The sequence below is a fragment of the Desulfosporosinus sp. Tol-M2 genome, assembly GCF_059735615.1.
Map to the genome: position 1 here is coordinate 1 of NZ_JCAIJG010000151.1, position 11,443 is coordinate 11,443.

Annotated in this window: 10 protein-coding genes and 2 pseudogenes; 1 reads left to right on the forward strand and 11 read right to left on the reverse strand. The window is 40.1% G+C overall.

The genetic code is table 11. The features are described 5' to 3' along the window. The 8 genes and pseudogenes from AC6I5A_RS11550 to AC6I5A_RS11585 form a co-directional block, all read right to left on the reverse strand. On the reverse strand, nucleotides 1–571 hold a 571-nt coding region (locus tag AC6I5A_RS11550; protein ID WP_034615995.1), incomplete at its 3' end, for a hypothetical protein. A 382-nt stretch (nucleotides 572–953) separates the two neighbouring features. After that, nucleotides 954–2,219, reverse strand: coding sequence for a glycosyltransferase family protein (locus AC6I5A_RS11555; protein ID WP_034615996.1), 1,266 nt, complete (start codon nucleotides 2,217–2,219; stop codon nucleotides 954–956). A 27-nt stretch (nucleotides 2,220–2,246) separates the two neighbouring features. Further along, nucleotides 2,247–3,248, reverse strand: a complete 1,002-nt coding sequence (locus AC6I5A_RS11560) for a glycosyltransferase (protein WP_034615997.1) — start codon at nucleotides 3,246–3,248, stop codon at nucleotides 2,247–2,249. Next, nucleotides 3,248–4,372 carry a non-hydrolyzing UDP-N-acetylglucosamine 2-epimerase gene (gene wecB / locus AC6I5A_RS11565; protein ID WP_034615999.1) on the reverse strand — a complete coding sequence of 375 codons (1,125 nt, stop codon included), beginning with the start codon at nucleotides 4,370–4,372 and terminating at the stop codon, nucleotides 3,248–3,250. Before wecB ends, AC6I5A_RS11560 begins: the two co-directional genes overlap by 1 nt. Before the next feature lie 95 nt (nucleotides 4,373–4,467). Beyond that, a pseudogene (locus tag AC6I5A_RS11570) lies at nucleotides 4,468–4,916 on the reverse strand (polysaccharide biosynthesis protein); the annotation flags it as partial. A gap of 4 nt (nucleotides 4,917–4,920) precedes the next feature. Continuing rightward, nucleotides 4,921–6,117, reverse strand: coding sequence for a glycosyltransferase family 4 protein (locus AC6I5A_RS11575; RefSeq protein WP_034616001.1), 1,197 nt, complete (start codon nucleotides 6,115–6,117; stop codon nucleotides 4,921–4,923). 22 nt (nucleotides 6,118–6,139) lie between these two features. Further along, nucleotides 6,140–7,033 (reverse strand): SDR family oxidoreductase, encoded by an 894-nt coding sequence (locus AC6I5A_RS11580; protein ID WP_497900701.1) that lies wholly within the window; start codon nucleotides 7,031–7,033, stop codon nucleotides 6,140–6,142. Nucleotides 7,034–7,250: 217 nt separating this feature from the next. After that, nucleotides 7,251–7,856, reverse strand: a complete 606-nt coding sequence (locus AC6I5A_RS11585) for a sugar transferase (protein ID WP_034616003.1) — start codon at nucleotides 7,854–7,856, stop codon at nucleotides 7,251–7,253. 302 nt (nucleotides 7,857–8,158) lie between these two features. Here AC6I5A_RS11585 and AC6I5A_RS11590 point away from each other — a divergent pair, with 302 nt between their 5' ends. After that, nucleotides 8,159–9,418, forward strand: a complete 1,260-nt coding sequence (locus AC6I5A_RS11590) for an IS110 family RNA-guided transposase (RefSeq protein ID WP_034616007.1) — start codon at nucleotides 8,159–8,161, stop codon at nucleotides 9,416–9,418. Nucleotides 9,419–9,710: 292 nt separating this feature from the next. On the opposite strand, the gene AC6I5A_RS11595 is transcribed toward AC6I5A_RS11590, so the two are convergent. The 3 genes and pseudogenes from AC6I5A_RS11595 to AC6I5A_RS11605 form a co-directional block, all read right to left on the reverse strand. Then, nucleotides 9,711–10,508 carry a tyrosine-protein phosphatase gene (locus tag AC6I5A_RS11595; RefSeq protein WP_034616011.1) on the reverse strand — a complete coding sequence of 266 codons (798 nt, stop codon included), beginning with the start codon at nucleotides 10,506–10,508 and terminating at the stop codon, nucleotides 9,711–9,713. Between the two features lie 4 nt (nucleotides 10,509–10,512). Continuing rightward, on the reverse strand, nucleotides 10,513–11,241 hold the full coding sequence (locus AC6I5A_RS11600; protein ID WP_034616014.1) for a CpsD/CapB family tyrosine-protein kinase: 729 nt from the start codon (nucleotides 11,239–11,241) through the stop codon (nucleotides 10,513–10,515). Between the two features lie 15 nt (nucleotides 11,242–11,256). Continuing rightward, nucleotides 11,257–11,443, reverse strand: a pseudogene (locus tag AC6I5A_RS11605) (YveK family protein); the annotation flags it as partial.

The following is an 11,443-nucleotide window of genomic DNA, read 5'->3' on the forward strand; positions in this document are numbered from 1 at the left end:
ATCCATAACTGCCTACTCCATAATATAGCGTCGTCCCCAACAGTCTTTCCCTAGCTTCAATCCCAGTGGCTAAAAATCTTGCTAGCAGTGGATTCATTTGTAATTGTATATACGTATTTATTGCTAGAAAAATACAATCGAAAAATATGAATATAACCAAGACCTTCTGATATCTTCGGTATTGCCCACCAGCATAATATAGAAAAATGGAGCTAACCATAATCAGATATGAAATACTTTTGATATATTCTAATAAAATATCCAGATCTTTCGTAAAGAAAAATAATAATAAGATATAAACTAAAAAGAATAATAGGGGCCCGCACTGAACGACAAATGTTGCGGCAAATTTTTTGTTGCTAGATAAAGCCAAACCAAACCATACCACAAATAAGCCCCATCGAATATAGTTAGGTACATAGGGCATGGCGTAGGTAAAAATACCATTATTCATCCAAGCAATAACAATCAGCGCAAGTCCCATCTGTATAAGAACTAAAATACTCAACCTTGTTCTAATAGATGATATTTTATTAACCTTAATACTTGAAACGGTTGGTAAATAATCCATTATCGCATGTCCTCTTAATTGAAATTCTTTTTGTCTATACATTTAACCCATTTTGAGCACTCTTGCACAAGAAAAGAGGAATTATGAATGACTCATTTTTCCCTTAATTATCGTTATCCATTCCGGTGTATCCAAAATTATTCAATTTGTCCGGAGTGCCATTGTCTTCATAATCCCCGTACATCAATTTGCTGGTTGTATCGCCATGGACGAATCCTAACTGCGTGCCTCTTGTTAGGAGATTACGCAGTGTCAGTCCCATAAAGACGGATTCGATCCACCATCATTAAACGAGGGATGTCGAGTTCCCGATTTTTCCTGTGCTTCCTTGATTATATAGTATATTTACTTGAAGTACTTTCATTTTTCTCCTCATAAAATATTAGATCAAATCCACGATTTTGTTTGCAGTAAATCTTGGTGTTGCTTTATAAAAAATATTTTGAACCTCTGCAAAATCAATATTCTTGTTAACATTTCTGAGCAGTTCTTGTAAATTTAATTCACCTTGCAGCAGTAGACTCTCATCAATTTTTATGCAACAAGAATTATCGTAATCACTAAGTATGGATATAATTTGATCGTCTTGATTGAAGTAAAAATGCGCTACTGGCTTTCCAGTAGAAATATACTCAAATATCTTACTGGGCAACTGAGTTATATCTGTATTTCCTATCGATAGAAGTAGATCGGCATTCATAATTGCTGCCTTCGCAAAACTTGTAGGTACACTTCCATGATTAATAATATTTTCCGGATACTTTTCGCAATAACTATTAACTATCGAATTACAGTCACCATTAATATAAAAATGTAAAAGTATTCGTTTATCTACTTCAATTAGCCTCGAAAACAGTTTTAAAGCATGTAATGGAGACCGTATCTTTTTATATAAAGCCCCTGTATATACAACATTAATTCTGCCATTATCATACAGTACTGTTTCAGTAGAAACAATTCTTTTTAACAAGGGATGTTCAACTTGGCAAAACTTATCGACACATGAAAAAAAATTTGCTTGAAGATGCTCAGCCCATGAATCAACAAAAAGTACCTTATCGCACTCCTCTAACATCTGTTTTTCTAGTGAAAGATGCATTTTGAATTTTTTCATTCGATTATTTTCTGTCCTGTGTAATGTCCTATTCTCACTAAATTTATCAAATAAGAACGGAATTACTTTTACTTCATAAGAACTCTTTTTCTTAAATTCAAGTGCAGCTAAAACACTTTCAAACGGAAGACATGTAGGGATAATAACATCAATTTTATCATCTATCTTATTTAACTCACGCAAAAAAGCTCTAACATCTTGTTTTTTTATATTACTTTTACCTAAGAATGCACATATATACCCATATCCTCTAACCGATATTTTTTCCGTTTGCAGAATATACTTTCTCAACCCACGTGCTGTTTTAAGTTTTTCAGATATTCTATTTCTCAAATAGTTATCATTTGTGTTGACATATCGTATTAACGCTTCATTCAGATGCGTATTCCGTTGGGTGTTATCGCTTTTTAAGGTTATAATTGTTATTGTATAATCGCGAAATCGAACTAGTTCTTCAACTACATTCTTGATACATACTCCAACCGCTGAATAATTAGGATGATAATCTTCTAAAATAAAAACAATTTTTTTCAACTATATCCATCCTTACAGTACATATACTTACTCTAGTCCTCCCTTTATTGTTTTACTCATCTCTTCACTAAGCTCTTCACTATTAACTGCATTGAAAAACTGAACTTTATCATAGTTCTTCAATATCTCATGAGCAAACGCACAATCTGATGCTAATATTGGTGCTCCATGTATCTTCGCCTCAAGTAACGGTAATCCAAAGGTCTCTATATATGAAGGAAATATAAGTATAGATTTGCAGTAATACTCATAAACTTCTTCTAAACTTATCTGACCAATGAACCTAATCGGTAGATTATTCGCTTTCACCACATCATATATTTTCTTTATATTGCCATTTTCATCGCCTTTAAGGGTAAACACTATATTATAGTTATCTATCCCCTGCTGTTTTAATAGCCGAGCAGCTTCAACAATAACCTTGTGGTTTTTATAAACAAATGCATTAGACGGGTAGAAAAAAAGTATATTATTTTCATTTTCCTGTTTATAACTCTTCTTTACTTCTATATTCACATTTGGTTGTATTACCTCAAATTTGTCTAGAGAAACCCCTACTTTCTGCACACAGGCATCTTTCATCCATTCAGTCTGAACTATAACAGTGTCTGCTTTTCTTATTGACTTAAATATCATCCTACTTATTAGGTTCTGGTAAACCCAGAACTTAAAGTTTTCTAATATCCGATATCTCTTTTCAGCAAACGGTAAGGACTGATGTAAGTATAGAGTCTGCTTGCACCTTACCCTTTCCACGATCACATTTTGCAAGGACACGACTTCATCTGCTTTGTACTGCTCAACAATTTTATGGGCCACAAATCTATCAAAATACAGCCTATGAAACCAGCTCTTCTTTACCCATGGAAAATTCAACACTCTTACGTTTTCCAATTCCACCAATTCTGGTGTGCTAATAACAAAACACCAATCATTATTCAAATCATTCATTGCTTCTTCATAATATTGCTTCAGAATAGCTAGGGCTCCACCAGTCTCAGCCGGAACATCAAAAACTATTATATTCACTACTTTCTCCACACCATCCGATTTACGATACCAACATAACTCTGAATGATTTTAACCACTTTAACGCTTACATTTTCATCGGCATAATCTGGAGTCGTAATACCCAAGTCGCCGTTTCTATGCATGCTTACTGCAAGGTCAATAGCCTGTAATACTTGCTCAGTGGTGATGCTACCAATAATGAAGTTACCCTTCTCCATAGACTCAGGCCGTTCCGTGCTAGTTCTAACCGAAACTGCTGGGAATTTAAAAAAAGAGCCTTCCTCCGGAACAGTACCACTATCGGAAACAACACAGTAAGCATTCAACTGAAGATAGTTGTAATCAGCAAAGCCAAAGGACTTCAAGTTGCGTACATTGGAGTGGAACTTAAACCCGCGCTTCTCGATGAACTTTGCACTGCGAGGATGCGTACTGTATATCACCGGCATATTATAATTCTCTGCCATCGCATTAACAGCATTCATGAGTTCGAAGAAGTTCTTCTCTATATCAATATTCTCTTCTCGATGAGCGGAAAGCAGAATGTACTTATTCTTCTCTAAACCCAACGCCTCCAACACCTTGCTGCTCATTATCTTATCCATATTCGCTCTCAAAACCTCAGCAATTGTAGAGCCTACCACAAAGGTCTGTTCCTTTTTGATGCCTTCTGCAAACAGATATCGACGGGCGTGCTCCGTATAGCAAAGGTTGACGTCACTGGTATGATCAATAATTCGACGATTGATCTCCTCAGGCGGGTTTTCGTCAAAGCATCGATTGCCGGCTTCAAGATGGAAAATAGGTACCTTCAAACGCTTAGCTGGAATCACAGAAAGACAGGAATTTGTATCGCCCAGTACCAAGACAGCATCCGGCTGTTGTTCAAACATTAACTTATACGATTTTGCAATTACATTTCCCATGGTCTGTCCAAGGTTTTCTCCTACAACTCCTAAATAAAAATCGGGCGCTCTAAGTCCTAATTCTTCAAAGAAAACCTCGTTAAGTGTGTAGTCGTAGTTCTGTCCTGTATGGACAAGAATGTGGTCAAAGTATTTATCGCATTTTTTGATAATTTCAGACAGTTTAATAATTTCAGGACGTGTTCCCACTATTGTCATTAGTTTGATTTTTCTCATGTCGCTATACCTCCTCAAAGTATGTATCAGGTTTTTCATCATCAAAAATTTCGTTAGCCCACATTATTGTATGCATATCGGTTTCTCCATTTATTTCTTGATTTAGCTATGACAATCTTCCCATCATTGCTTTAGAGATACCCATAGCATTAATAAGATAAGTTGACTTATCTGTTGATAAGCAGATGCATTTCTTCACACCATACGCTATCGATGCAGTCAGGACATTCTCTGTACCAAGTACGTTAGTCTTTACTGCCTCAAGAGGAAAAGATTCACAGCTTGGCACTTGCTTCAATGCTGCTGCATGAAACAAGTAATCAACCCCATGCATTGCATTCTTTAAACTGTCCAAATCGCGAACATCTCCAACGTAATATTAAAATCTTGTTATTCTGGTAAATACGACGTATATCATCCTGTTTTCTCTCGACTCTTGAGAATATTCTAATTTCACTAATTTCGGTATTTAAAAGCGGTCAAGTACAGCGCCACCGAAACTTGCTGTACCACCTGTGTTTAGTAAGGTCTTCCCTTTGAACAATATCTTAGCCCTCCACCATCTCAATTAATATTTTTTCAAGCTTTTTAATATACATTTCTTTTGTAAAATGCGACTTGAAATAGCTCCTACCATTTTCACCGTATTCTTTATTCATATTAGGTTTTAGAACAAACTCTTTCATAGCCTCTGCTAACGCATATGAGTCACCCGCATTGACACAAACACCGCACTTTGATTCGATTATCACGTCTCGTGCTGCACCATTAATCGCTCCAATAACAGCCTTACCAGCAGCCATATACCCCTGTAGTTTTAAAGGCATTGTCAATCCAACAAGGCTATCATCTTTAAGCGTGAGCAGACAAGCATCAGCCAACTTATAGAAATCCGGCATGTTATCAAGTGGATATCGGCCATGGAAAAGAACAATGTCCTCCAGTCCTTTCTTTTTAACCAAGTCCTTACTTGTATCCAAATAAGAACCATCCCCGACAAAATGCACCTTAAATTTGGGTAGGTATTTTATCTTTTCAGCAGCATCCAAGATGCAATCTATATCTTGCGCAATCCCTATATTTCCCATGAAAACAAAGTCTATTACATCATCTTCTGATGAGAAGTCCATTTCCAAATAAATATCCTCTGCATGTTGGGGATTATATGTAATCCTTTCGATCGGAATAGAATGTGCTTGATTAAAATATTTAATAAATGGCTCGGAAGTAACCGTAATAGCATCACATTTCGAATACAAATAACTACTAAATTTACTTATTATCCTAAAAATAAGACTCTTCTCATCTGGTATATAGTTTTTCAGGGATTCTGGCCATATATCGCAACAATATAAGTACAACGGCTTATTAAATCGCTTTTTCAATACAACCGCAGGTAATGCCATAAAAACCGGTGAGAGTTGGTAAACAAAGATAATGTCAAAGTCTATGTTTAAGAATAAAGCTTTAATAGCAGCGGATAACATATAGCTCGCATAATTTAACGCCATACCAACAACTCCGTTTTTTCTGCCTATCTCAAAACATCGTAGTACCTTGACTCCGTTAATTGTTTCCTTTCGCTTGCGCCCCCATTGGTATTCATTGGGAATATTTCCCGTTGGATAATTTGGTAAGCCTGTCAATACTGTTACCACATGTCCATCTAGTATCAGTTGTTCGCATATATCGTTTATTTTAAATTGTTCAGGATAGTAGTATTGACAAACAACTAAGATCTTCATTTCACTGTAGGCTCCCACATCATCATTTAAACTTCTCTACATACTGCTCAACTTCTATTTTAAGCCCTTCTACAAAAGGCATAGGGTCGTACCCAAAATCTCTAGCTGCATCTTTATGGGGATAACTTCTGTCTTCACCCATCCTTTGCACTTTCTCTATATAATCAACTTTGCCTAATGTAACCGCCTTAAGTATTCCAGCCAAGAACACACCAAATCCCAAAGGTACACTGACAAAGACTGTTTTCCTTCCCAAGTTATTACTTATCAGTTTAAACATATCAAGCATCGTGATAGGCTTTTCGCCTGATAAGATATAATCCCCATTCATTAATTCTGGCTTAGCCAATACTTGATAATAAGCCTTACCAAGGTCACGACCATTAACTGGTTGAAGCAGACTCTTCCCCTGGTCAATCACTGGGAGTAGTCTCAGCTTGTCCACTATCTTAATAAAAACCACCATATTTTTATCGTTGATATTCCCATAAATCATGGTAGGCCGCAGGATTGTTAAGCCAATTAAACAAGCATTATCCTTAATGATTTTTCTTACTTCTGATTCGATGTTCTTGTATTCTTCCGAAGCACTCTTATACTTTGAATAAATGCCGGTGGTATGTACAAGAATTGCTCTCTTAAGATTATGTTTTACGGCAGCTTTCATTACTTGGATCGAGTAAAAAATGGTACCTATATGTATTACTGTATCTACATCTTTCATGCAGCTGTCCATAAACTCTTGGTCTATCAAATCTCCAACGAATTTCTCTATCTTCAATCCGCTATCATCCAGTAGTGATGTGTCAGAAGAGTTCCTAACAATACAGCGGATTGTATCCTCATATTTATGATTAATCAACTCTTGCATGAAGTACTTGCCTGAATGTCCTGTAATTCCTGTGACTAATAACATCTCATCAACCTTTCATGCTTTTTATATTCCTTAGTGGCCGCAGCCTCTTGTTTCCTCCAAGAAAATATTCTCTCAGGGATTCAACCGTCAATCACGAAGCCATATTAACAATAACATGCCGTCCTTCCTAGCATCAGCATTGATAATAGTCCCGTCATTACTTCAATCACCCCAAAAATCTCCACTAACTTCCAATGTAGCGGCGGATAACTTAGCTTCACATTGCACTTTCTCTTTTCTCAATATTATTTGGATTTCGGATCCCTTCTCGAACCCCTTCTGCCCGAAGAACCTTTAGAAACGTAAAAAATAGTATTTTTATATCAAAGCCTAAACTCTGATGTTCTAAGTAATATAAATCATAACTAACTTTTTCACTTATTTCCAGACAATCTCTCCCGTTTACCTGGGCCCACCCCGAAACGCCGGGTCTTAACTTGTGTACCCCACACCTAGTTCTTAACTTTTTCAAATCATACTGATTATATAAGGCAGGACGTGGTCCAATAAACGTCATATCACCTTTTATTATATTTAACAATTGAGGCAACTCATCTAAACTACTCTTTCTTAAGAACTTCCCGAATGAAGTTATATAGCTTTGAGGATCCTTCAGTAAATGGGTCGCCACATTGGGAGCCTCAGTTCGCATGGTTCGAAATTTATATAGAACAAACTCTTTGTTATTTCTTCCGATTCTTCTTTGGCTAAATAACGCTGGACCTTTTGAATCAACTTTTATAATTAGGCTAATTATGAGTAACAAAGGACTTAAAATACTGAGTAGTATAAGGCCAAAAAAAATATCAATAAATCTTTTCATATAAACCTCCATTCCGCCGCTTCGCTGGCGGCACAAATAGTAATGAAAAAGGGGTACCGTAGCGGACATCCCCACGATACAATATTTCTGAGGGAAAGGCACACTACAAAGCACGGTGAGGTGAGTTGCAGACTGCCTCTTGGCTTAAATCAGTATATAAACCAGTGTAAGGATCGCCTTTCAAGCACAAATAAGTGGTGCCATGAGGCCGCACGCTAATCATTGTTTTAGCTCAGTGTTAAATGTGCGGCGATCCAGTCACTGTCTTCTACCTCACGATTTCATTACGAGGAGGGAGAAATTTGAAAATTGTTTATCCCATCTGTTGTGGCGTCGATGTACACAAGACATTTCTCGTCGCTACGATCATCACAACTCAGGGTATCATTCCGAGTTACAAGAAGAAACGCTTTTCTACCTTCAACAATTCCATTCTCTCGTTCAAGCAGTGGCTGTTGGATAACAACTGCTTTGACGTTTGCATGGAGAGTACAGGGAAGTACTATGTTCCCATTTACAATTTGCTGGAGGACAGCATCCGTGTTACCGTCGCCAATCCCAAGTGGGTGGCTGCTGTTAAGGGCAACAAGGATGATGTCAAGGATTCCAAGTGGATCGGCGACCTCTTTCGCCTCGGTCTGGTCCCTGGCAGCTTTATCCCGTCCAAGAACATCCGCATTTTGCGGGAGTACACACGATACCGCTTCAAGCTCGTTTCCTGCAAATCCAGCGAAAAAAACCGCTTTCAGAACGCTTTCACCGTTTGCAATGTCGCCCTTGATGCTGTCGTTTCCGACATGTTTGGCAAATCTGCCTCGTCCATCACGGATTACCTTGTAAACTCGGATTCCTTCGACCCAAGGCATTGTATTACCCTGCTGCAACGCTCCTTGAAGAAGAAAGCCAGCCAGGTCATCGAATCCATTGAGGGTTTTCAAATGACCCCGGAACAAAAAGCCCGCATCCGATTCGTCCGCAAACACCTGAATTTCGTGGAACAACTCATTGCCGACCTCGATCAAACAATCACCGGTATGGTTGAACCCTTCGAAAGCGCCATTGCCTTGCTGTGTACCATTCCCGGCGTTGACCGGTCTTCTGCCATTACGATCGTCTCTGAGATCGGTACTGATATGTCTCAGTTCTCATCCTCGAAACGCTTATGCTGCTGGGCGGGGCTAACGCCCGGCAACAACCAGTCCGCCGGCAAAAAGAAGTCGGTTCGCATTACCAGGGCAGGTGTTTACCTCAAGCCCGCTCTCGTGCAAGCAGCCCATGCCGCTGTAAAATCGAACGCTTCTGTTTACTACCGCATCAAATATGAGCGGATCGCCAAGCGCCGAGGCAAGAAACGAGCCGTTATTGCCATTGCCAGAATGATGCTTACAGCCGCTTACCACATGCTCCAAACCGGTGAGCTCTTCAACCCTTGCGACCTATTTCAGGTCGATATGCCGCAGGAGCTTTGCAATAAGCAAAAGGAGAAAGCTTTGAGGCAAGCTGCCAAACTCTTGATTGCCCAAGGCGTCGTAAGTCCCGAGCATATCACGCTACCTGCTTAACCATTCTTCGCTCCGCTTCCGTTAGGGCTTGTTTACTATGCTCTTTTTGCCCCCAAAGGACCCCTCCGCCCATTACCAGCAACGTTTTCACGCTACTCCCTTCTTCATAGCCATGCCTTAGGAATGGTCATAGCGTATTGTTGCTAAATAGTGGAAAGACGATAAGCTAATAGGCCCATAGTCCCAGGACAATTTTACTTAGTCCTAGGACAAAATTACCAATATTCTAAGAGTATTCGATACTAAATTAAAAAATCCTCTATAAACAAAAAAAAGAAAATAATCTTTTTTTTTATCGCCTAAACAAATTCCAAAATCGGCTTCGCCTTTTCTTAATACTTGACCCCTTGAGGAAATACTCCCTATCGCCCCGCAGAGGATTCCCTTCAAGGACCGTTTGCGGATTAAGCCTCGTCAATTCCTGGTATCGCGTCTCACCCGCGATTTTCCTGACGCTCTGGAGTCCTTCCAGATAGGTTGACTCACTGCTGGAAGCGTGATGAACATCTGAGCCTATTACGTGAATTAGATCACTACTAAGCATGATTTCAGCTAACTGTCTTGCTTGGGGACCATAATGCCCACTTAAACTTCTTAAATCCAGTTGCAGGAGAATCCCCTTCCTGGCCCAGGCAAGGATACGCTCCGGCTGTTCGGTTAAGTCTCTATATCGTTCGGGATGGGCAAGAACCGGTGTTATCCCCTGGACCTGGAGCTCAAAAAAAACCTGATCCGTATAGAGAGGTATCTCCAGCATCGGAAACTCGATAAGGATATACTTTCCTGTATTCCCCAGGGTCAGTAGTTTTCCGGCACGCACCCACTTTATTAGGTCCGGGAAGATATAGTTCTCAGCGCCGGGTAGAATATCAACCGGAATACCAGCCTCGGTAACCGCTTGGCGCACTTGTTCCGTTGCAGCCAGAATTTCCGCAGGACTTAAGAAATCCCTTCCTTCCAGGACGTGCGGGGTGGCGATAAGCGTCTTAAATCCCGCCTCGTGCAACTGACGCACTATTCCCAGCGTTTCTGCCATGTTTTTTGACCCGTCGTCCAGCCCGGGGAGGATGTGGCTATGGATATCAATCATCTGATCATCCTTCCGATGGTGCCGAGCGGTCTTTACGGCGCTTGTGCTTCTTCTTCGTATTGTCAGACCCATGATAGTAGTAATAATAGTAATATTCGCTGGTTTTCGCGTCCACTTTATTGAGTACCGCCCCAAGGATCTTAGCGCCTACTTTATCGAGCAGTTCTTTCGCTCTTTGCGCAAAATCTTTGTTCACTTCACCAGAGGCCAAGACCAGGATGACTCCATCGACTTCCTGGGCGAGAATCGCGGCATCTGTCACCGCAACAATGGGAGGGGTATCGATGAGGACCATGTCATATTGCTCGCTTACTTCCTGGAGCAAACGCTTCATCCGTTTAGACCCGATAAGCTCCGCAGGATTGGGAGGGATGGGACCTCCTGTGAGAACCCTTACACAAGGCACAGCTGTTTCCCGAATATATTGCCGGTAGTCCTTATCTTGAACCAGGGCTACCGATAACCCCTGAGCATTATCCAGGCCAAAAAGCTTATGCTGGGTAGGATTGCGCAAATCTGCGTCTATGATCAAGACGGTTTTCCCAGCTTGGGCCATACTGACCGCCAGGTTGGCCACTGTTGTTGTTTTTCCTTCCCGGGGTCCGGGGCTTGTGATCATAATTTTCCTGGTATCTGAATCCACGCATGTAAACTGGACATTCGTCCTCAGGGTCCGGTAAGCCTCCGCGATGGGAGATTTCGTCTGCTCAAAGGTGACTAGCGAATATGCCAATAGAATCTACTCCTCTTACCCTTGTTTTCCTGTTTGATAGTTGGGAATAACGCCCAATACAGGAATCCCCAAAAGCTCCTCAACATCACTTGAGGTCTTTATTGTGTTATCCAGAAATTCCAGCAAGAAGGCCAGGCCAACCGCAGCCATCAAGCCCACCACAAAAGCAAGCAGCACGTTAAGCTTTTTATTGGGTTTAACG